The sequence below is a fragment of the Flavobacterium sp. ABG genome, assembly GCF_001027725.1.
Classification (GTDB): Bacteria; Bacteroidota; Bacteroidia; order Flavobacteriales; family Flavobacteriaceae; genus Flavobacterium; species Flavobacterium cupriresistens.
In genome coordinates this window covers 60,587-83,729 of the sequence record NZ_LEKS01000009.1, presented here as the reverse complement: position 1 = coordinate 83,729, position 23,143 = coordinate 60,587, and the positions used below count along the sequence as shown (strand labels likewise).

Annotated in this window: 20 protein-coding genes; 13 read left to right on the top strand and 7 right to left on the bottom strand. The window is 35.1% G+C overall.

Annotation, left to right across the window (positions count from 1 at the left end):
- Window positions 1-125: 125 nt before the first annotated feature.
- Complete coding sequence (gdhA, locus tag AB674_RS11510; protein ID WP_047776719.1) at window positions 126-1,469, bottom strand: NADP-specific glutamate dehydrogenase; 1,344 nt, start codon at window positions 1,467-1,469, stop codon at window positions 126-128.
- A gap of 325 nt (window positions 1,470-1,794) precedes the next feature.
- Here gdhA and AB674_RS11505 point away from each other — a divergent pair, with 325 nt between their 5' ends.
- Both AB674_RS11505 and AB674_RS11500 read left to right on the top strand, forming a co-directional pair.
- The gene (locus AB674_RS11505; RefSeq protein ID WP_047776717.1) at window positions 1,795-2,586 is read left to right on the top strand and encodes a THC0290_0291 family protein; all 792 of its coding nucleotides are present in this window, start codon (window positions 1,795-1,797) and stop codon (window positions 2,584-2,586) included.
- A gap of 403 nt (window positions 2,587-2,989) precedes the next feature.
- Window positions 2,990-3,337, top strand: a complete 348-nt coding sequence (locus tag AB674_RS11500; protein ID WP_047776716.1) for a T9SS type A sorting domain-containing protein — start codon at window positions 2,990-2,992, stop codon at window positions 3,335-3,337.
- A gap of 349 nt (window positions 3,338-3,686) precedes the next feature.
- Here the strand turns inward: AB674_RS11500 and AB674_RS11495 are convergent, their stop codons facing one another.
- Window positions 3,687-4,829 (bottom strand): cystathionine gamma-synthase, encoded by a 1,143-nt coding sequence (locus AB674_RS11495; protein WP_047776714.1) that lies wholly within the window; start codon window positions 4,827-4,829, stop codon window positions 3,687-3,689.
- Window positions 4,830-4,934: 105 nt separating this feature from the next.
- On the opposite strand from AB674_RS11495, the gene AB674_RS11490 reads away from it, so the two are divergent.
- Window positions 4,935-5,678 carry a DUF3298 and DUF4163 domain-containing protein gene (locus AB674_RS11490; protein WP_047776712.1) on the top strand — a complete coding sequence of 248 codons (744 nt, stop codon included), beginning with the start codon at window positions 4,935-4,937 and terminating at the stop codon, window positions 5,676-5,678.
- A 271-nt stretch (window positions 5,679-5,949) separates the two neighbouring features.
- Window positions 5,950-6,258, top strand: a complete 309-nt coding sequence (locus tag AB674_RS11485; protein WP_047776710.1) for a hypothetical protein — start codon at window positions 5,950-5,952, stop codon at window positions 6,256-6,258.
- Window positions 6,259-6,266: 8 nt separating this feature from the next.
- On the opposite strand, the gene AB674_RS11480 is transcribed toward AB674_RS11485, so the two are convergent.
- From AB674_RS11480 to AB674_RS11470, 3 genes are all read right to left on the bottom strand, one after another.
- Window positions 6,267-7,406, bottom strand: a complete 1,140-nt coding sequence (locus AB674_RS11480; protein WP_047776707.1) for an ATP-binding protein — start codon at window positions 7,404-7,406, stop codon at window positions 6,267-6,269.
- A gap of 354 nt (window positions 7,407-7,760) precedes the next feature.
- Window positions 7,761-8,513: an SDR family NAD(P)-dependent oxidoreductase gene (locus AB674_RS11475; RefSeq protein WP_047776850.1), complete on the bottom strand. Its 753-nt coding sequence runs from the start codon at window positions 8,511-8,513 to the stop codon at window positions 7,761-7,763.
- Window positions 8,514-8,667: 154 nt separating this feature from the next.
- A complete protein-coding gene (locus tag AB674_RS11470) occupies window positions 8,668-9,543 on the bottom strand; it encodes an aldo/keto reductase family oxidoreductase (RefSeq protein WP_047776705.1) in 876 nt (291 codons plus the stop codon).
- Window positions 9,544-9,766: 223 nt separating this feature from the next.
- On the opposite strand from AB674_RS11470, the gene AB674_RS11465 reads away from it, so the two are divergent.
- The 8 genes from AB674_RS11465 to AB674_RS11430 all read left to right on the top strand — a co-directional run bounded on the left by AB674_RS11465 (window position 9,767) and on the right by AB674_RS11430 (window position 19,266).
- Window positions 9,767-10,771 (top strand): AAA family ATPase, encoded by a 1,005-nt coding sequence (locus AB674_RS11465; RefSeq protein ID WP_047776704.1) that lies wholly within the window; start codon window positions 9,767-9,769, stop codon window positions 10,769-10,771.
- A gap of 81 nt (window positions 10,772-10,852) precedes the next feature.
- Window positions 10,853-11,716: a DUF58 domain-containing protein gene (locus AB674_RS11460; protein WP_047776702.1), complete on the top strand. Its 864-nt coding sequence runs from the start codon at window positions 10,853-10,855 to the stop codon at window positions 11,714-11,716.
- Window positions 11,717-11,866: 150 nt separating this feature from the next.
- The gene (locus AB674_RS11455; RefSeq protein ID WP_047776701.1) at window positions 11,867-13,498 is read left to right on the top strand and encodes a hypothetical protein; all 1,632 of its coding nucleotides are present in this window, start codon (window positions 11,867-11,869) and stop codon (window positions 13,496-13,498) included.
- Window positions 13,498-14,499 carry a vWA domain-containing protein gene (locus tag AB674_RS11450; RefSeq protein ID WP_047776699.1) on the top strand — a complete coding sequence of 334 codons (1,002 nt, stop codon included), beginning with the start codon at window positions 13,498-13,500 and terminating at the stop codon, window positions 14,497-14,499. The genes AB674_RS11455 and AB674_RS11450 overlap by 1 nt, the downstream gene beginning before the upstream one ends.
- Window positions 14,500-14,698: 199 nt before the next feature.
- Complete coding sequence (locus tag AB674_RS11445; protein WP_047776849.1) at window positions 14,699-15,733, top strand: VWA domain-containing protein; 1,035 nt, start codon at window positions 14,699-14,701, stop codon at window positions 15,731-15,733.
- Between the two features lie 44 nt (window positions 15,734-15,777).
- On the top strand, window positions 15,778-16,554 hold the full coding sequence (locus AB674_RS11440; protein ID WP_047776697.1) for a tetratricopeptide repeat protein: 777 nt from the start codon (window positions 15,778-15,780) through the stop codon (window positions 16,552-16,554).
- 126 nt (window positions 16,555-16,680) lie between these two features.
- Window positions 16,681-18,429, top strand: a complete 1,749-nt coding sequence (locus tag AB674_RS11435) for a BatD family protein (RefSeq protein WP_047776696.1) — start codon at window positions 16,681-16,683, stop codon at window positions 18,427-18,429.
- A 90-nt stretch (window positions 18,430-18,519) separates the two neighbouring features.
- A complete protein-coding gene (locus AB674_RS11430) occupies window positions 18,520-19,266 on the top strand; it encodes a tetratricopeptide repeat protein (protein ID WP_047776694.1) in 747 nt (248 codons plus the stop codon).
- A 404-nt stretch (window positions 19,267-19,670) separates the two neighbouring features.
- Here the strand turns inward: AB674_RS11430 and AB674_RS11425 are convergent, their stop codons facing one another.
- A complete protein-coding gene (locus AB674_RS11425) occupies window positions 19,671-20,240 on the bottom strand; it encodes a 5-formyltetrahydrofolate cyclo-ligase (RefSeq protein ID WP_047776692.1) in 570 nt (189 codons plus the stop codon).
- Window positions 20,227-21,207: a succinylglutamate desuccinylase/aspartoacylase family protein gene (locus AB674_RS11420; protein ID WP_047776691.1), complete on the bottom strand. Its 981-nt coding sequence runs from the start codon at window positions 21,205-21,207 to the stop codon at window positions 20,227-20,229. Before AB674_RS11420 ends, AB674_RS11425 begins: the two co-directional genes overlap by 14 nt.
- A gap of 137 nt (window positions 21,208-21,344) precedes the next feature.
- Here AB674_RS11420 and uvrC point away from each other — a divergent pair, with 137 nt between their 5' ends.
- On the top strand, window positions 21,345-23,138 hold the full coding sequence (gene uvrC / locus AB674_RS11415; protein ID WP_047776689.1) for an excinuclease ABC subunit UvrC: 1,794 nt from the start codon (window positions 21,345-21,347) through the stop codon (window positions 23,136-23,138).
- Window positions 23,139-23,143: the final 5 nt, after the last annotated feature.

Genomic DNA, 23,143 nt, shown 5'->3' with positions numbered 1-23,143 from the left:
TCTGTGGTAAAATAAAAATAGTCTCGATTCGCAACTGATTTCAGACTATAAAAAACACTAAAACAAAAAAATGCCTTCGATTCATCATAAGACGAATGAAGGCATTTATTAAATTGTAATTAAAATTACACTACACCTTGAGCAAGCATAGCATCAGCAACTTTAACAAATCCGGCAATATTAGCTCCTTTTACGTAATTTACGTAACCGTCTTCACCAACACCGTATTTTTTACATTGGTTGTGAATTCCAACCATGATATCTTTTAATCTTAAATCTACTTCTTCACTAGTCCAGTTCAGACGAATAGAGTTCTGTGTCATTTCTAACCCAGATGCAGCAACTCCTCCAGCATTTGCAGCTTTTCCTGGAGCGAATAATACTTTATTGTCTAAGAATAATTTAATAGCATCTAGTGTAGAAGGCATATTAGCAGCTTCTGTTACACACAATACTCCATTATCGATTAGTTTTTGAGCATCTTCACCATTCAATTCGTTTTGAGTAGCACATGGAATAGCGATATCTACTTTTACTTCCCAAGGGCTTTTTCCTTTATGGAAAACAGCATTTGGATATTTCTTAAGGTAGTTCTCAGCTCTGTTATCTCCGGTTGCTCTCATTTCAACCATATGTTCAATTTTCTCTCCAGAGATTCCTTCTTCATCATAAACATAACCATCAGGTCCGGAAATTGTTACCACTTTCCCGCCTAATTCATTTATTTTTAAAGCAACACCCCAAGCCACGTTTCCGAAACCTGAAATAGCTACTCTTTTTCCTTTTATCTCATGTCCGATAGTACGTAACATTTGGTCTGTAAAATAAACCACTCCGTATCCGGTAGCCTCAGGTCGAATTAATGAACCACCGTAAGCAATTCCTTTTCCGGTTAAAACACCGGTAAATTCGTTTCTGATTCTTTTGTATTGACCAAATAAATAACCAATCTCTCTGGCACCAACACCGATATCTCCCGCAGGAACATCCAGGTCAGGACCAATATGGCGACATAATTCAGTCATAAAGGACTGACAGAAACGCATGATCTCTCCATCGGTTTTTCCTTCAGGATCAAAATCAGAACCTCCTTTTCCACCTCCCATAGGAAGTGTTGTCAGACTATTTTTAAAAACTTGTTCAAAAGCAAGAAATTTCAATACAGACAAATTCACTGTATGATGAAATCTAATTCCACCCTTGTAAGGTCCGATAGCAGAATTCATTTGAATTCTGAAACCTCTGTTTACAATGATCTCTCCATTATCATCTACCCATGGAACTCTAAAAATTATAGAACGTTCTGGCTCAGCCATTCTAAGAAGTAAGTTTTTTCCATCGTACTTTTTTCTTTCAGCGATAAATGGAATTACCGTTTCTGCAAATTCTCTAACGGCTTGAAGAAATTCTGGCTCGTTTGGATTTTTTGACTCAACAAGAGCCATAAATTCATTTATTTTTTGTTCCATTTTTTAAATAAATTATTCTAGTAAATTATTTTATTTACACTCCTTGTAAACTTAGAAAACACGTTTAAGAAAACGTTTTCGTTTTGACACGCAAAGATAGGATAAAATGATAATTTAATGCTATTTTTTTTCATTTGAATCATCGAATTATATTTTTTTCAAACAATCCGAAAAATACTATTTTACACTTCTAAATTTAGATCAAAACAACCCAATTAAAAGTAGCAAATTAAGCATTTTGCTACTTATTTTCTAATAGCACAATTTAAAATTTTGAATCGGGCATGTTTTTTATATATTTGCCAAGATTTGAAAGCCCAAACTCATGCTTAAACCTATAGTACTCACATTATTCGCCTTGTTAGGAGTCTCAACCAACGTTAATGCGCAATCTTTTGCACAAGAAGTAGGAATAATATTCGGACCTGTATCTTTTCAGTCCGATTATGGAGAAAGAAACAATTTTGACACCACTATAGGAAATACAGGATTTGGTCTGGGAATTGTACACTTCATCAACTTTTCTGCTAATAATAACAGAGGTGGTTTTTTCTCAGAACATTTTAAAGTTAGATCGGAATTATCATTTAGTACTACCAAATTAAATCATTTTGGAGCATCCGTAGAAGGAAATCCATCAAAGTTATCTACTCAGCAACTCAAAGCCATGTCCGGACGTTCATCCTTATTGAACCTTGGTGCACAATTAGAATTTTCTCCATTTATGAAAATACATGATTATGAGAGAAGCATTGGTGTGTTTAGTCCTTATTTAAGTTTAGGATTTATGGCTAGTTATTACTCCACAAAAGTAAGTTCTTCATTGGGTCCTTTGGGAACTCCCGAGACCACTTATCCAAAATACCTTGTACCTTCAGATGGTCGAAAATATGGTTTTTCTGAAGAAACCGGTGTCGCTTTCTCTGTGACAACAGGTGTCGGAGTTCATTACAAATTAAATGAAATAAACGATTTAATGTTGGATATACGTTATCAAGGTTTTAGTTCTGACTGGGTTGACGGTTTAAACCCAAACAAAACCAGATACAAAGAAAACAAATCTAATGACTCTCAGGTTTGGCTTAACGTAGGGTACATATATTACTTTGGGGACTAACATATTTGAAATTCCAAATTTTTTGAAATTCCAAATTCCAAATTTTTTGAAGAGTATACTTTTTTGGTTTTAAATCTAAAGATTTTTTTCTGCTATTTGTAGCTTTATTTTAGGTACAGCTTAAAAAAATTCAAACCGATACTGTGGGGTATTTTCATTTCCTTGATCCTAAAGTGGTAGGTTTTAATTAACCTCTCCATAAATAAAATGGATCTGTACCCTAATCAATACCTAACAAACAAAACAACACTTTACAAGAATTTCGGTGCCTTTTAAACTTGATTACAAAGTTTTAAAAACGCATAACGAATATGATTTTATTCATAACACCGATAAAACACATAAGAGTTAAACCTAATAGTATCCTGAATTTTGTTTTTCATAACATATAAATATTCTTTTTATGAAAAACTTCTACGCTACATTATTACTTTTATTAATTACCTGCTCCTTTTCTCTTGCTCAAACCAAAATATCTTTTCACAAAAAAGGAGACAATACAGCACCCGCAGATTCAGACCCCCTTAACTTAAAATACTATCCGAACCCGGTTAAAGATGTTTTCTATATTTCCTTTGACAAAGAGATTACGACTATAGCGGTTATTAATTTCTTAGGACAGACCGTTATCGAAAAATCAATTCATTCGGTTCAGGGAAGTGTTGATATGTCAGCTTTAGCTCCCGGTGTTTACTTTATAAAAGTCACAACCCCGAGTCTTTCTAAAACCTTAAAAATCATAAAAGAATAAGGATTTCTTTGAAATAAATTTCAATTTTTTAAATTCCAAATTCCAATTTTTACAAAAAGTACTAAAACTATATTGGTTTTGAAGATTCGTGTGCATACTTTAAACCAAGCTGCAAACTGATCTTTTTAGAATTTCTTTCAAAATGACAAAGTCCAGCTAAAACAAACTCACCTGACTTATATGGTTAAATTTTAACGCCGAGACACTAATTAAACTTAAAAAAGAAATGAGTCCCAGTTTACAGTCCCAGTCTCAATTAAGAACTGCAAACTGAGACTGTAAACTGAGACTCATCCTTACATTTTATTCATAAAAAAAACGCCTCCTATGGAGACGTTTCTTATTGTTCTTATGCTAACGCCTGTTCTAAGTCGGCGATTAAGTCTTCTGCATCTTCGATACCCACACTCAAACGAACTAAGTCGTCGGTGATACCGACTTCTGCTCGTTTATCAGCCGGAATAGAAGCATGTGTCATTAAAGCTGGGTGATTTGCTAGTGACTCCACTCCACCTAATGATTCTGCAAGAGTAAAAACTTTAAGTTTCTCTAAAAAGGCGATCGAATCTTCTTTTTTACCTGATTTAAAATCAAATGAAACCATTCCACCAAACGCTTTCATTTGCTTTTTAGCAATTTCATGAAATGGGTGACTTGCAAGCCCCGGATAATAAACCGTTTTTACTTTTGGATGATTTGCCAAAAACTCAACCACTTTTTCTCCATTTTCACAATGTCTTTGTACTCTAAGAGAAAGTGTTTTAATTCCTCTCAAAACCAAGAAACTATCCATTGGCCCAAGTGTTGCTCCGGTTGCAAATTGCTGAAAATGCAACTGCTCTCCTAAAGCCTCATCTTTTACAATAAGTGCTCCGGCAATAACATCAGAATGCCCGCCCAAATATTTTGTAGCAGAATGCATCACGATGTCTGCACCCAAATCAAGCGGTTTTTGCAAATAAGGAGTCGCAAAAGTATTGTCTACTGCTAACCAGATTTTATGTTCTTTGGTTATTTTTGCTATTTCCTGAATATCGGCCAATTTCATCAACGGATTTGTCGGCGTTTCTACCCAGATCAATTTTGTGTTTTCATTGATTAAAGCTTTCAACTTTGCGATATCGGTCATATCAACAAAATGAAATTTAATCCCAGAATCCTTATAAACTCTTGAAAACATTCTATAGGTTCCCCCATATAAATCGTCCATGGCAATTACTTCGTCGCCTGCTTTAAAAGATCGCAATACACAATCTGTAGCTGCCAAACCAGAAGAAAAAGCCAATCCACGTGTACCGTTTTCTATACTTGCCAAAGCATTTTCTAATGCTGTACGTGTAGGATTTGATGCACGACTGTATTCATAATCCCCCAAAGGTTGCCCCGGACTGGTCTGAATATAAGTTGAAGTTTGATATACCGGAGGCATAACAGCTCCTGTACTCGGGTCATGATGTTGACCACCATGTATCACTTTTGTATTGAATTTCATATAGTTACCTTTTTTTAACCTGATTTACGAATACAAATTTACCGTTTAATTTATTTTAATCCTGCCACAACTTCTTACCTTTGTATATAATTAACATTTTTACACATGAAAAAGTATCTTTTTTTAGTCTTTACGTTTCTCCTATTCATCAGCTGCAGCAAGGAGCTTTCTTTTGAAAACGAAACATTTCAAAAAAAATCAGCTTTGCCTTGTGATAAAGATTGTCCAAACATCAGCATTGATCTTCCAATTGCAAAAAACATCCCGATTGTAGCAGACAGCATCAATAAAAAAGTATTCTCCGTAGTAAAAGAAATTGTTTACTTTGAAGAGAAACCATTAAAATCAGCGGACTATAATTCATTAGCCTCTTCCTTTATTGCTTCCTATGAAGAAATGCATAAAAAATTCCCAACAGAAACTTTTGGCTGGGAAGCTAAAATCATAGGTAATGTCGAATTTCAATCGGAACAGATTTTAAATATAAAAATCGATCATTATACTTTTACAGGAGGAGCACACGGGTATCAGGGGTATCGTTCTTTATTGTTTAATCCTAAAACCGGAAAAGTAATTTTTAACGATCAGATTTTTAAAAATCAAAAAGAATTTAAGGCTCTTGCCGAAAAAGAATTCCGAACTAAATACAAAATTCCTGAAAAAGCGAACATTAATGCTACGGGACTGATGTTTGAAAACGACAAATTTCAATTGCCACAGAATATTTTTTATACTTCAGAGGGTTTGCTTTTATATTACAACTCCTATGAGGCTGCCTCTTATGCTGATGGTCCAAAAGAAATTCTTTTTCCGTATGAGAAAATCAAATCTTATCTGCTTTTTCAATAATTTATCTCTATACCAATTACGTTTATAATACATTGAAAGCCGGATATAGATTCAAAAAAGAAGCTAGACTCTAATTTTGTACATTAGAAATGAAACATTAATTCATTCTCTAATGCTAACATAGGATTATTAGTCCCCGAAAGTCATGTAAATAGCTTTAGATATAGTAGCGACAAAGCTTATTGGATGGATCGGTTTACAAAAACAAGAAGGATTCGAGGAAATCGGTTATCAAAAGGCTTTTTAGAAATAAAATTTTAACTTACTTCAGATGAAAGACAATACCTTATATCATATGCTGGATTTAATCGAAGAGATAGATAAAGTCGACAAAATGATTCTTTTACATGAAAATTCCAGTTCCGCTGTAATGTCAAATCAATATAAAAATCAAAAACTAAAATTAAGCAATTACCTAGTTAAAGAGCTCTTGACAAATAGTGACAACAGATCTGAAGTTATGTATATCATTAAACTTTTCATTGAAAAATTCTATACTAATGAGATCAGTCACCTAAAATTCGAAGAAAATGATAATTTAAAAAAGATAGAAAATATATTTATCGAAAACTACAGCTAGTCTTCCTTTTACTGCACATCATATTTCATTTTTCGCAGAATACGCAACGCCTCTTTAAAGGATAGATAGACCTGTCCAAAAGGTTTTAGAAGTAATTTGGCATCAATTAGTTTTTGCTTGGCGTCGTCAAAACCATTCAGATAACAAATCATAAAAGTAGACGGAAGATTTTCTAAATCCACTAATTCCCTTTCAGAAAGGACAACTCCTTTTTGTAATTTCTGAAGCAATGTCACATTCGAATTGTAGATATGATACAACATTCGTCGGTTGAATTCCGGAGGCTGAAAAAGTATTTTACGATCGATTTTATAGTAACCGTTATCAAAAAAGCGAATCGTTTGTTCTTCCAACGGATAGTAACTTGTTTTATCATTTAACCCCAAAGGAACATACTCGGTTATTGTAAAACTGTCATCATCAAACACGATGGTAACCACATCCTGAGCGGAGTAAAAAAGCTTAATTTGCTCATTAATCAACTCGATATCTACCCGGGATAAAAAGGTCTTATCCCTTGATTTTTTTGGCACCCCCGCCCAACAAATTACAAACAATTCTTTAAAAACATGATATTTAGGCGACATGTCTTTGTGTCTGAAATTCATAAAATCGATAACACCATCCAGCGTATATTGGATACTGTTTCTGGAACTGTTTTCAATTCCGATTACGGTCTCGGTATTTTGGTAATTCTTTTCAACTTCCCCTTCAACAGGAATCGAATTACTCCCACGTCGCACAAAAACACTATTGGCAACAATGGTATGAATACCTTTTTTAAAATAGGAAATTTTATTTTTGGGTTTAATCGTAACCAATCCGACTACTCTGTCTTTTGGAAGATTCGGAAACGGTACATTCTCGTACTGTATCTTAGGCGGATTTTCTAAAAAGGCATTCACCAGGTTTTGTATTCGGCTATCATCGAAGAAGTCATCACCGACGATCTCGTTATCCTGATCTTCAACCCCCACCACAATATAGGAATTATTGGTAGGATTTGAATTAGACAAGGCACAAATGTGTTTCAGGAACTTTCCTTTTCCTTCACGGGTATGCAGATTCAACTGTCTTTTTTTATCATAAAAACTGCTCTCGTCATTGTGAGCGAGTAAGTTTTTGATTAAAAGACGTTTATTGATCATACTTTAGTTTTTTTGTCGCGAATTGCACTAATTTTTAAAATTAAAACTTCACCTCTTTACTATTAAATTTAATCGCAAGATTAGCAAAGTTCAAGTATAGCATTACGACTCCTTTTTTAATTTTATGCTCAATTTTTTCTGCACGCTGATCTGGCAGATTAGGCTGCTCTTATTTACCTCTTATTAAAAATCTGCGCAATCTGCCAAATCTGCGTGAAAAATTTAACTCTGTTTATTTCTCAAAGTAAGGTCAAAGTTTACAAGGTTTTACGCAAAGTATGTTATTTTTTATTTACAAAAACTTTACCTTAATAAACTAGACTGTAGCTCTTTTAGAACTATCATAAAACAATCTTAACTCCTTTTAACAATCGTAGATGATGCTTGTGCTGTACTCATCACAACCAAATCGGCAATATTAACATGATAAGGCCTTGACACTACAAAATGAATAATATCTGCAATGTCTTCTGCCTGTAACGGATCAAAACCTTTGTAAACATTAGAAGCTCTCTCTGTGTCTCCCTTAAAACGGACTTCGCTAAATTCGGTCGCAACCATTCCCGGGTGGATTCCGCCTACTCTAATTCCGTATGGATTTAAATCAATTCGCATTCCATTTGTAATCGCGTCAACGGCATGTTTTGAAGCACAATAGACATTCCCGTTCGGGTATACTTCTTTTGCAGCTGTGGATCCGATGTTGATAATATGTCCTGACTTTCTCTCGATCATTTGCGGCATTACCGCTTTCGAAACATACAAAAGTCCTTTTACATTAATATCAATCATAGCATCCCAATCCTCAACATCTCCATTCTGAATTGGATCTAAACCATGTGCATTCCCGGCATTATTGATTAAAACATCAATAACGGAAAATGCTTCCGGTAAAGAATTAATACGCTCAAAAGTTGCCTTTTTATCTCGTACATCAAAGGACAAGGAATGGACTTCTGTAAAAGCAGAAAGTTCTTTTTCCAGTTCAGCCAAACGGTCTGTACGTCTTCCGCAAAGGATAATTTTATAGTTGTTTTTAGCCATTATTTGCGCGGTTGCTTTTCCGATTCCGCTAGTGGCTCCAGTAATTAAAACTGTTTTTTTCATTCTGAAAATTTGTTTGTTTTTTTTGCCGCGAATTTCACGAATTTGCACTAATTTAATTTGTGTCAATTGGTGCAATTCGTGGCAAAATATTTTTAATTTACAATCTTACCTTAGTAGAAAAATTAAATTCTGATCGTATTTAACGAGTCACAAATTAGGCAACATCATCGCCCATACTCTCGCTCCAAATAGCAAACCAGTCTTCTTTATCCATTTTTAATTCTACTGCTTTCATCAACGATTGAATTCTGGCGATGTTAACTGTTCCTGCAATCGGAATCACTTTGGCCGGATGCTTTAAAATCCAGGAAAGTAAAAGTGTATCAGAACCAAAATGGTACTTTTCTACTAAAGTCGAAAGCAATTTTTTGAGACGACGTGTTTTTTTGGTGTCTTCTCTAAAAACAGTTCCAAGCGGATTCCAAGATAATGGTCGGATTTCATGCGTCTGCATATAATCTAAACTTCCGTCGGTCATCGCTTCAAAATGCGTAGCCGAAAATTGAACCTGATTGTAATTTACATCTGTTTTCTGACGAATCAGCTCGGTTTGGGAACTAGTGAAATTGGAAAGTCCGAAATCTAAAATCTTACCTTCCGCTTTTAGTTTTTCAACGGCCTCTGCAATTTCATCTGCCTGCATTAAAGGACTTGGCCTGTGCAATAAAAAAACATCAACGTAATCTGTTTTTAGTTTTTTTAATGATTCTTCAACCGACCATACAATATATTCTTTAGAGTACTCATAGTGCTTTATTTTATTCTCCGGACGCTTTTCAGCAATCATCTGGATTCCGCACTTGGTGATTAACTGCAATTTTTCTCTTGAAATTTTGCTTGCTTGGAATGCTTTTCCGAAATCGGCTTCTGTAGTATAGGATCCGTAAATATCGGCGTGATCAAAAGTTGTAATTTTGTTTTCGATACAAACCTGTATCATATTTTCCATTTCTTTAGTTGTAAGGTTTTTATCCCATACTCCCCAATTCATAGTGCCCGAAATTATAGGCGATAATGTTGTTTTGCTCATGGTAGTATTGCGTTATTTTTGGTATTAAATATGCATTTGTAAAGCATAATCATCAAAGTTCTTAAAAATATAAAAATAGATTCACAATTCACCCTTAAAATTAGTTCGTTGGTCGAAGTTTTAACCATTCTTTAACATCTTACTTATCAAAAAATATTCAATTTGCACTCTCAAAAGTTAGGCATAAAAATCAACGTCTTAAAAAAGTTTTAAAAATATTTATATGGAAGAGAATACGACGACTTTAGACATTAGAGCGATAAATGAAAAAATTGAAAGAGAAAGTGCTTTTATAGACCTTCTTACAATGGAAATGAACAAAGTCATTGTGGGCCAGAAACATATGGTCGAGCGTTTATTGATTGGTCTTCTAGGACAAGGACACATTTTATTGGAAGGTGTTCCGGGATTAGCCAAAACTTTAGCGATTAATACTTTGTCACAAGCGGTTCAGGGATCCTTCAGCCGTATTCAGTTTACACCTGACTTATTACCTGCCGATGTTGTCGGGACGATGATTTACAACATCAAGCAAAACGAATTTTCTATTAAGAAAGGTCCAATTTTTGCCAATTTCGTACTTGCGGATGAGATTAACCGTGCTCCGGCAAAGGTTCAATCTGCCTTATTAGAGGCCATGCAGGAGAAACAGGTTACTATTGGAGATACTACTTTTAAACTAGATCGTCCGTTTTTAGTTTTAGCAACTCAAAATCCTGTTGAGCAAGAAGGAACATATCAGCTTCCGGAAGCACAAGTCGATCGTTTTATGTTGAAAACGGTTATCGACTATCCAAAAATTGATGAAGAACGCTTTGTAATTCGTCAAAACCTAAAAGGAAGTTACGAAAAAGTAAATCCGGTTGTTTCTGTTGAGCAAATTTTGCGTGCGCAAGAAGCGGTTCGTGAAGTTTACATGGACGAAAAAATCGAAAAATATATTCTAGATATCATCTTTGCTACCCGTTATCCGGAGAAGTACAAACTTGCAGACTTAAAACCTCTTATCAGTTTTGGAGCATCACCACGTGGAAGTATCAATTTAGCTAATGCAGCAAAATGTTACGCCTTTATCAAACGTCGTGGTTATGTAATTCCAGAAGATGTTCGCGCTGTTGTACATGATGTTTTACGTCACAGAGTCGGGATCACGTATGAGGCCGAAGCCGAAAACATTACTTCTGTAGACATTATCAACAAAATCGTAAACGAGATTGAGGTACCTTAAAAATTTGTTTAATGTTTCAGGTTTCAAGTTGTTGAAAAAACGAACTTGAAACTTGAAACTTTTAAACTTTAAACAAATAAAATGGATACAAAAGAGCTTTTAAAAAAAGTACGGAAAATAGAAATCAAAACCAAAAGACTGAGTAATCATATCTTTTCTGGAGAGTACCACTCTTCTTTTAAGGGACGAGGAATGACTTTTAGCGAAGTGCGTCAGTACCAATACGGCGATGATATTCGTAACATCGATTGGAATGTAACGGCACGCTACAACGAAGCTCACGTGAAAGTTTTTGAAGAAGAACGTGAATTGACCATGGTTTTAATGGTTGACATCTCAGGTTCAGAAGGTTTTGGTTCAAAGAGCCAGTTCAAAAAAGACATTGTAACCGAAATTGCGGCAACAATGGCTTTTTCGGCTACACAAAATAATGACAAAATTGGTTTAATATTATTTTCAGACAATATAGAATTGTATATTCCCCCAAAAAAAGGGCGTTCACATGTTTTGAGAATCATTCGCGAATTAATCGAATTCGAACCTAAAAGTCAGAAAACAGATATTGCTCAGGCATTGAAGTTTTTATCGGGGACGCAAAAAAAGAAGGCTATCGTTTTTATGATTTCAGATTTCATGTCTGAAAATTATGAGCAAACATTAAAAATTGCTTCTAAAAAACATGATCTTACAGGCGTTCGCGTATACGACATTCGTGAGGAAAAAATCCCAAATTTAGGAATGGTAACCATGCTTGATGCTGAAACCGGCAAAATTCAGCTGGTAGATACTGGTTCTAAAACGGTTCGATTGAATTATGAAAAACATTATCAGACAAGAGTAAATTATTTTAAAGAAACGTTTAGTAAATCTGGTGCAGGTGTCGTAAACACAAGAGTAGATGAAAATTACGTAACCAAATTGTTGGGGTATTTTAAATCGAGATAAATCATAATTTTAGATGGCAGATTTTAGATTATTAGAAATCGAATAATTTAAAATTCTGTTTTACACCAATAAAAATCCGTTTAAATCTGTATCATCCGTGTTCCATTTTTAAACATTCATTTTAGACTAAAATCTGAAATCATAAATCAAATGAAATTTAAACTTTACATATTTTTATTTTTACTTTCTTCAACTGTTTTTGCACAGAGCAAACCGGTTGAAACCAGTATTGATACTACAAAAAATAAAATTGGAGCTGAATTTAAGTTAACCCTTAAAACGGTGGTGAGTTCAAAATCTAAAGTTGTTTTTCCAAAACTAAAAAACATTGGACCTTTAGAAGTAATTGAATCCTACCCAATTGATACTGTTAAGAAAAATGACACTTACGAGCTGATCAAAAAATACGGTTTAACCCAATTTGATTCGGGAAAATATACCATTCCGAGCATCAAGATTTTAATTGATAAAAAACCTTACTTAACCGATTCAATCCGGGTTGAAGTGGCCAATGTAAAAGTGGATACTTTACAGCAAAAGATGTACGACATCAAAGACATAACCACTGTTGACAGTGGTTTTGGCAATTGGTGGAAATACGTTTTAGCACTACTTTTACTAATCGGAATTGGTGTTTTTGTGTATTGGTTTGTGAAAAAACGTCAACAGAAAAAAATCGAAGAAGAGATTTACAAAACTCCTATTGAAAAAGCGACCAGCTTATTAAACAATCTGGAGAAAAAAGAACTTTGGCAAAAAGGAGAAGTAAAAGAATACTATAGCGAACTAACTGATATCGCTCGTAATTACATTGAGGAAGCCATTCAGATTCCTGCTATGGAAAGCACTACTTCTGAATTAATACAGGGAATCAGGACTGCTTCTACCAAAAAGAAAATGACACTGACACCTGAAACGGTTGAAAATTTAGAGCGTGTTTTACGTCAGGCGGATTTAGTGAAATTTGCAAAATCAAAACCATTGGATTTCGAAATTACCGAAGACCGAAACAAAATCCAGAAAGTGATTTTGACACTTGACAATGCCATTCCGACCGAAATTCCAACTGAAGAAGATGAAATTTTAAATGAAGCACAGAGACAAAAACAAATCAAGCTTCAATTGAAAAAACAACGCAACAAGCGAATTACAATAGCGATAGGTACTGTTATTTCCCTAATAGTTGCAACAACCCTATTCTTTATCGCTACGAAAGGTTTTACTGCTGTAAAAGACACCATTTTAATGAAAGCCACTAAAGGACTTTTAGAAGGCGAATGGGTAAAAAGTGAATACGGAAATCCTGGTATTTTAATTGAAACTCCAAAAGTCCTGAAACGCATGGACGCTCAGAAAGTGCTTCCAAAAGAGACCATGGCTTTGATTAAAGAAATGCAGCTTTTTGCGTACGGAAGCATGCTTGAAAATTTCTACATTACAGTTTCTACCAGTAAATTCAAAAATCCGGTTGAACTGGATTTAGCCAAAACGTTAGAAGGTTCTTTAAAAGTAATCGAAGCACAAGGCGGACAAAATATAATCGTAAAACAAGAAGATTTTCAAACCAACGAAGGTGTTCAGGGACTTAAAGGGTACGGAACAATGACCATTATAAATCCGGTTGACAAAACAAGTGCAAAAGCTTATTATGAAATTTTGCTTTTCAAACAAGATCAGGGATTACAACAAATCACGATTTTGCATGAAGAAGGCGATAAATATGCCAACGATATCGCTACCCGAATATTAAATTCTGTTGAACTTAGAAAAGCAGGTAACTAATGAGCAAGATAACTTTTTTAAATCCAGAATTTTTTTGGCTGTTTCTATTAATTCCAATTGCAATCATTTGGTTTTTATGGAAACGCAACCAGCAGACCGCAACTTTAAAGATGAGTTCAACAGCCGGTTTTAAAAATAGTGCTTCACTATTGACAAAGCTAAAACCGTCTTTATATGTTTTCAGAGTCATTGCTTTATCTTCTTTGATTATTGCATTAGCGAGACCTCGTACCGTAGACATAAGCAACCAGACCAAAACAACAAAAGGAATCGATATTGTCATGGCAATTGACGTTTCCGGAAGTATGTTGGCCAAAGATTTAAAACCTAACCGTATGGAGGCTTTAAAAAGAGTAGCAGCTGACTTTGTTGGGGAAAGACCTAATGACAGAATCGGATTGGTTTTATATGCTTCTGAAGCGTACACGAAGACACCTGTTACAAGCGACAAAGCAATTATCTTAGAAGCAATCAAAGGAATTAAATACGATACTACGCTGCAAGACGGAACAGGAATCGGAATGGGACTGGCAACAGCCGTAAACAGACTTAAAGACAGTAAAGCCAAAAGCCGTGTTATTATATTACTTACCGATGGTGTAAATAATGCCGGTTTTATTGAGCCTGAAACAGCAGCCGATATCGCCAAACAATACGGAATAAAAGTATACACCGTGGGTATTGGAAGTAACGGAATGGCAGAATCACCATATGCTTACGGGCCAAATGGCGGGTTTTTATTTAAACTGCAAAAAGTAGAAATCGACGAACGATTGATGAAAAGCATTGCCAGAAAAACCGACGGAACCTATTTTAGAGCAACCAGTAACGACAGATTAGCTCAGATATACAATGCGATTAATAAATTAGAAACCACCGAAATTCAGGAATTAAAATTCTACGATTACGACGAAAAATACAGAAGTTTTGTTCTACTCGCAGCCTTTTTATTACTGTTAGAAATTGGTTTACGAAATACCGTTTACAGAAGCTTCATTTAATTTTTGCAAAATTAAAAAATTTCAAATTTTTAAAATTCCAAATTCCAATTGGAATCTGAAATTGAAATTATAAATTGAAGTTTACAACGATTAAAATTTAAAATTTGAGACAATCTAAAAGGTTGGAACTTGGAATTTAAACCTCGAGACCATCCAAAGGTTGGAATTTGGAATTTCTCATTTGGAATTTAAAAAAATTATGGAATTAGACGAAAAAAAATATTTATACCTTTTATTCTTACTCCCGATTGTGGTGTGTGTTTTTCTTTTCAATATGTATTGGAAAAGAAAAAAACAACGCGAATTTGGTGATTTGGAAATGGTGAAAAAACTGAGCCCTGAACGTTCTGTTTTCAAACCGGTATTAAAACTGGTTGTGCTTCTTTTGGCACTGCTTTGTTTAATTATCGGGCTGGTGAATCCGAAAATCGGGACCAAAATGGAAACCGTAAAACGAGAAGGGATTGACATTGTTTTTGCCGTTGACGTTTCTAAAAGTATGCTTGCCGAAGATGTGGCGCCTAATCGTTTAGAGAAAAGTAAACAATTGGTTTCGCAAATTATAAATCAATTAGGAAGTGACCGAATTGGTATTGTAGCCTATGCGGGAAGTGCTTTCCCGGTTTTGCCGATTACATCCGATTACAGCGTTGCTAAAATGTTTTTGCAAAGCATGACTCCGGACATGGTCTCCTCACAAGGAACGTCTCTTGACGAAGCCATCCGATTATCGTCGACTTATTTTGATGAAAAAAGTAAAACCAGTAAGTTATTAATTCTGATTTCTGACGGAGAAGACCACTCTGAAGGAGCTTCAACTGCAGCCGAAGAAGCCAATAAAATGGGGATGAAGATCATTACCATCGGGATCGGAACTGAAAAAGGAGGCACCATTCCTTTAAAAGTAAACGGTGTTGTTCAAAGCTATCAGAAAGACAATAACAATCAGGTGGTGATTACCAAACTAAATCAGGAAGGGCTAAAAACCATTGCTAAAGCTACGAAAGGTGGATATATTTATGGCGGTAGCACCAAAGAAGTTTTAGAATATGTAAAAAATGCGCTGAATAACATCCAGAAAACAGAATTTGAAGCGACGCAAATGGCAGATTTTCAATCGCAGTTCCAATGGTTTATTGGTTTTGCATTCCTGTTACTGTTTGTTGACATTTTCCTTTTAGAAAGAAAAACAAATTGGATCAAAGAGTTGAATTTATTTAACGAAAAGAAATAAGTGTTCCAGTTTAAAATTGGATCAAAAAAAATAAAAAAATTAGAATGAAAAATTTACTTCTTTATATTTTACTAACGGTTTCTCTGGCGGTTTCGGCTCAAGAGAAAGACAAAACATTGCCTGATGCCAATGAGGAATATAAGCAGAATAAATTTGTTGATGCAGAAGCAAATTATAGAATTTCGGAATCTAAATTCCCAAGACGCAGTGTTGCTTCTTACAATTTAGGAAATACTATTTACAAACAAAATCAGGCTTCTGAGGCAAAACTGGCTTACGCGAAAGCCATAAAGAATGCCAAAACCCGACCTGATAAACATAAGGCTTTTCACAATATAGGAAATGTCTTCATGAAAGAGAAAGATTATACGCAGGCAGTAGAAGCGTACAAACAAGCGTTGCGTAACGATCCTACAGACGATGAAACACGTTACAATTATGCATTGGCCAAGCAAAAGCTAAAAGAAAATCCGCCTAAAAAAGACAAGAACAAAGACGACAAGGACAAGAATAAAAAGAACGACAAAAAAGACGATCAGAAAAAAGACGGCGACAATAAAGACAAAAAGGACGGAAAAGACGATCAGAAGAAAAAAGACAAAGGCGATCAAGACAAGGATAAAAAAGACGGAAAAAACGATCCGAAGAAAGACGATAAGTCCGACAACAACGGAGAGCCAAAACCAATGCCAGGCGGAATTTCAAAAGAACGTGTTCAGAATTTATTAGATGCCGTAAATAACGAAGAGAAGAAAATTCAAGATAAAGTAAACGCTCAAAAAGTAAAAGGAAGTCCTAAAAAAACCGAAAAAGACTGGTAAATATAAGTTGAATCGTTAATTTGTTTAATTGTTAATTTGCCAAATAAACGATTAAACAGTTAAACGTCCAAACAGCCAAACACATAAACAGCTAAACGATTAAGCGATTAAACAGTTAAACAATTAATGAAACGATATTTAATTCTATTACTATTCACTTTTCAAGGGCTTATGGCTCAAGTTCAATTTGAAGCCAAAGTAAGTAAAAACACGCTTGGACTAAACGAAAGACTTCGAATTGACTTTATCATGAATGTTGACGGAGATAATTTCGATCAGCCTACATTTGACGGATTTAAAGTCGTAGCGGGACCGAGTCAGCAGGTCAGTCAGTCTTGGGTTAATGGAAGAAGTTCTTTCCAGAAAATCTACTCTTATATTTTACAACCGGCACAAAAAGGAACTCTAATGATCAAACAATCTTCTATAGATTATAATGGTCAGACCTATAAAACATCCCCTATAAAAATAACGGTTACCAATGCCGTTGCTCAGGAGAGAGATCCTAACGACCGACCACAGGGATCCGGAAGCGAAACACTGAATCTGGTAGCAGAAATTTCAAAAACAAACCCGTATCTGAACGAACCGATTACAGTGGTTTATAAATTGTATTTCAATAACATTGGAGTAACCGGATTTAAAGAGCTGGCCAAACCCAAATACAATGATTTCTGGAATCAGAATATAGATGTAAAACAGTTGTCTATTGAAGAAGGAAACTATCAAGGGCAAAGATGTTATTTTGTTGTACTGAAGAAGACTATTTTATATCCGCAAAAATCAGGAAGACTAACTATTGAGCCACTCTCTTTAGATATTGGTGTTCAATTTCCAACAAATCGTCGCGATATGTTTGGACAAATGATTCTCTCTGACGGGAACAAAGTCGTATCAGCCGGCGCTAAAACAATTAACGTAAGACCACTTCCGGAATCGAGTAAACCCGAAGGATTTAGTGGTGCTGTAGGTAAATTTGACTTTAGAGTTACTCCTTCTAAAACAACCCTTAAAAACGGTGAAAGTCTGGACTTAGTTGTAAGCGCCACCGGAAACGGAAACATGAAATTGTTTACCTTGCCAAAACCGGTTGTGCCAAATGCATTAGAAATGTACGATCCGGTTCATGATGAAAAAGTAACCACTTCGTTGAACGGAATGTCCGGAAGAATATCTGATAAGTATACCATTATTCCACAATACAAAGGAAAATATGCGATCAAACCAATGCAATTTTCTTATTTTGATTTGAATACCGGTTCTTATAAAACGATTACTTCATCAGAAATAATGGTTGATGTTTTAGACGGTCCTATGCAGGCTGAAGCAAGTGCTACCGCAAATGCATCGAAAAATACTCTTTCAAAAACAGAACAATTCAAATACATCAAACCTAAAACAACATTAGTTTCAATCGTTAAAGACGACTTTTATGGTTCGGATTTGTATTACGGATTGTTGTTTCTTCCTTTTGTAATTCTGCCTATTATCATTCTGGCTAAAAAGAGAAAAGAAGCAATTGATGGTGACGTAACTGGAAACAGAATTAAAATGAACAATAAACTGGCTAAAAAATATTTATCTGAAGCTAAAAAACAGCTTGCTAATAAAGAGCCTTTTTATATTGCACTTGAAAAAGCAATGCACAATTTCCTGAAAGCCAAATTACATATTGAGACTTCAGAAATGAGTAAAGACAATATCAGGGAGTTGTTATTATCCCGAAATGCCAATCCGGAATCGGTGCAGAATTTTATCAACCTAACAGAAAACTGTGAATTTGCGCGATATGCTCCGGCATCAAGCACCTCAATTCAACAGGATTATGACAGAGCCGTTTTGATTATCTCTGAATTAGAGAAACAAATTGTTTAACGCTTACAGCAGTACACTAAGAAATTAGATAACAATGGACCGCATGCCAATTCGAACGGTTTAAATTATTGTTACAATAAAGAACATAAAATGAAAAATATACTTTACGTCTTTTTATTAATCTCCCAGGTTTTCTTTGCCCAGAATGGCTTTGAGAAAGGAAATGTTTTGTATCAAAAAGGCCAATATCAGCAAGCGGTAGAAGAATATGAAAACGTTATTAAGGAAGACAAACTACAATCGGCTGAATTGTATTTTAACTTAGCCAACAGTTATTACAAACTCAACAAAGTAGCGCCTTCCATATACAATTATGAAAAAGCATTGGTTCTAAAACCGCATGACGAACAGACTTTAAACAATTTAAAATTCGCCAAAAAACTGACTATTGACGAAATCAAAGAAGTTCCAAAAGTCGGTTTTGCCAAACTCATTCAGAATTTTACGGGTATTTTTAACTACAATACCTGGGCAAAAATTGCCGTTGGAATTGCTTTCGCCTTTTTACTAAGTTTTATCGGGTATTATTTTTCACAACTTACCCTTTCAAAAAGAATCTATTTCATCGGAATGTTTGTTCTTTTGATTGCGTTAGTCCTAAGTGTTACAGCCGGTGTGTCTGAAAAAAGTCATTTTGATAATGACCGTCCTGCCATTGTTTTTTCTGAAATGAGTGAAGTAAGAAGCGAACCTCAAAAGGCGGGCTCTGCAATTATCCTATTGCATGAAGGAGCAAAAGTTTATGTTATGGAAACAGTAGGAAGCTGGAAAAAAATAGAATTGACAGACGGAAGTGAAGGCTGGATTGATGCTACAACTATTAAAGAAGTAAAATAACTTTTTTTAAACCATATAAGTTATATAAGAGCATTTAAGCTCTCGTTTTTCTACGTTGTCGGTATTCCCGCAAATAAGCAGCCAAACTTATATTTACTTCTATAACTTATATGGTTTAAAGAATTAGCACCTACTCCTATTTTACGCAATCTTGTCCTTTCAACGAAGAGCGGACAGAACTGAGAGCTGGATCGATGCTTCAACTATCAAAGAAGTAAAATAACTTCTTTTTGAACCATATAAGTTATAGAAGTAAATATAAGAGCATGTAAGCTCCTGTTTTTTAAATTGTCGCCATTACCCAAGCAACTAAACTTATATTTACTTGCTTAGCCATTCCCACAAACAAGCAGCCAAACTTATATTTACTTCTATAACTTATATGGTTAAAAAAACAGTAACCATTAAAACGTATATACCTTCTCTGGTGTAACGCAATAATCTAATTTTATATCTAATTCAAAAACGTCTTCAATCAGGTTTTCCGCCTCAAAGAAAGAAAGTCCAATTTTGATGGTTTCGGGTTTGCATGCTGCTAAGAATTTATCGTAGAAGCCTTTTCCGTACCCCACACGATTTCCTGCAAGATCAAAAGCAAGCAGCGGCACAAAAACAACTTCTATCATTTCCGCTGCTACTGGCAAACCATTTACCGGTTCAGGAATATTGTATTCGTTTTTTTTGATTTTGGTATTATCGGTCAATAAAAAATGAGTCATCTCTCTGGTTTCAAAATCACTTTTAGAAACCACAATTTCTTTATCTTTCCCCGAAAGCAAATGCAAAATATATTCGGTATTTACTTCTTTTTGCTCTTCGATAGGGAGGAAAACATGGAAATAGGTTTTATTCCAAATAGGCAGTTCGATTAGATTATTAGCGATGGCCAGACTTTTATCTTCAGCAACATCAAGGGGTAACTCTTTGCGGAAATTTTTATACTGTATTCTTAACTCTTTTTTATTCGTCGACATGATCGGGGAAATTTTTAGACATATGATAAATCGCGTCACCTTCGTAAACAATCGGCGAATGATTGGCATTGATTATAAATCCGTCGTGAGGCGCTTTTACTTTTTGTTCAAATTTACCAAAGGGATCTGTAATTATGGCCAAAATTGTTCCTTTAGTTACAAATCGACCAATCATATTAAAATCATGCAACAAACCCGAACATTTCGCCCGCAGCCAAACAGAGTGTTTAATATAAATCGAAGGATCCTCTGCCTCTTCTACTATTTGTTTTGCATCCAGCATTTTTAAATAATGAAGCAGGCGCTTCGCTCCCATCACTCCCTCATTGGCCACTTCGTTATTGATATCTAATGATTTTCCTCCTTCAAAAAGAAGCATTTTGACATTGGCTTTTTCAGAAGTATTTCGAAAAGAACCGCTAATATTTTTAGAGTACAAGGTAAATGGCGCATTAAAAACATCGGCCAAAACCTTCAACTCGGGATTATTTTCCGTAATTCTAATCTGCGGTGCATTAAAACGACTGGCACCTCCTGCATGAAAATCTACCGCATAATCTATAATCGGAAGAATATGTTCTACAATATTATAAGCAAAACGACTGGCCAAAGAACCTTTTTTACTTCCCGGAAAAACACGATTCAAGTCACGTCCGTCGGGAAATTCGCGTGATTTATTTACAAAACCGTACATATTAATAACCGGAATACAAATAATAGTTCCTCTGCTTGGTCGATTAATTCGCTTGCTGATTAACTGTCTAACCACCTCGATACCATTAATTTCGTCTCCATGAATTCCGGCAGAGAATAACACTACAGGGCCTTCTAATTTTGAACGACGGACGATAACGGGAATATTAAGTTTTGTAGTGGTATGCAATCTGGCGATTTCGACATTTATGGTTCTGCTTTCTCCCGGCAGGATCGTCTCACCAAAAATGATAATGGGCGTGTTATTTTTCATATAGAATTATAAAATCTAAATATAGAAATTATTCTTTTGATTTCGTAAATTTGAAACTAAATCAATGTTACGCTTATTTTCAAAATCGGAACACTTTTTGAAAAAGTTTCGTAACTATCTTCAGTAATAAAAAAAGAATGCAAAAACCGTCTTTAGATCTTCAAATCCAAACCTTGCCGGACAATCCCGGTGTTTATCAATATTATGACAAAGACGGGAAAATATTGTACGTTGGAAAAGCCAAAAACTTAAAAAAAAGGGTTTCTTCTTATTTCAATAAAATTCACGATACCGCCAAAACAAATGTACTGGTAAAAAAAATTGTTACGATAAAACACATCGTGGTTCCAACCGAAACCGATGCGCTTTTGTTAGAAAACAACTTAATCAAAACCTTGCAACCGCGTTATAATGTCTTGTTGCGCGATGACAAAAGTTATCCTTGGATTTGCATAAAAAAAGAATCTTTTTCGAGAATATTCTCTACCCGAAGAATGGTCAAAGATGGTTCTGAATATTTTGGTCCTTACACCAGTTTCAAAACGGTACACACCATTTTAGATTTAATCAAAGAATTGTACCCGTTACGAACCTGTAACTATGATTTGAGTGAATCCAACATCAATTCAGGAAAATTTAAAGTTTGTCTGGAATATCACATCGGCAACTGCAAAGGACCTTGCGAGGGATTGCAATCTTTAGAGGACTATCAAAAACAGCTGGATGCTATTCGTGAAATTCTGAAAGGAAATTTCAAAGAAAGCATGAAAGATTTCAAACGTCTGATGACCCAATATGCTCAGAATTTGCATTTTGAAGAAGCACAAAAAATAAAAGAAAAAATAGAAGTTCTGGAAAATTACCAGTCGCGATCGACTATTGTAAATCCAAAAATTACCAATGTAGATGTCTTTTCTATTGTATCGGATGAAAGTGCGGCTTATGTCAACTTTCTTCAGATTTCGCATGGATCGATTATTCGTTCACATACTTTAGAAATGAAAAAGAAACTGGACGAAAGCGACGAAGAATTATTGGAACTTGCCATTATTGAACTTCGGGAACGTTTTCAATTACTATCCAAAGAAATTATTGTTCCGTTTGAAATTGATTTGGGAGAAAAAATCAAAACAACTGTTCCTCAACTTGGAGATAAAAAGCAAATTCTGGATTTATCGATTCGAAATGCCAAATTCTACCGCATAGAACAGCTCAAGCAATTGCAAATTGTAGATCCGGATCGCCATACCAACCGTATCATGGCACAAATGCAAAAAGACTTACGGTTACCGACTGAACCACGCCACATCGAATGTTTTGACAACTCGAACATTCAGGGAACAAATCCTGTTGCGGCCTGCGTTGTTTTTAAAGATGGAAAAGCCAGCAAAAAAGACTATCGCCATTTTAATGTAAAAACGGTCGAAGGCCCTGATGACTTTGCTTCGATGACCGAAATTGTGTATCGCCGATACAAACGTTTACTGGAAGAAAACGAGCCTTTGCCACAACTTATCATTATCGATGGTGGAAAAGGACAATTATCTGCCGCTCTAAAAAGTATTGATGAACTAGGTTTAAGAGGAAAAATTGCCATTATCGGAATTGCAAAACGTCTGGAAGAATTATTCTATCCCGGAGATTCGATCCCGTTGTACTTAGATAAAAAATCGGAAACGTTAAAAGTAATCCAGCAATTGCGAAATGAAGCGCACCGATTTGGGATTACTTTTCACCGTGATAAACGCAGTAAAGCAGCACTAAACTCTTCTGTAGAAAGCATCCCGGGTATTGGCGAAAAAACCATGCTCACGTTAATACAACATTTCAAAAGTGTTAAAAGATTAAAACTGGCTACAGAAAAAGAAATATCAGATGTAATAGGAGTATCAAAAGCCAAAAAAATTGTCGACTTTTACAAAACCAACTAGTTATT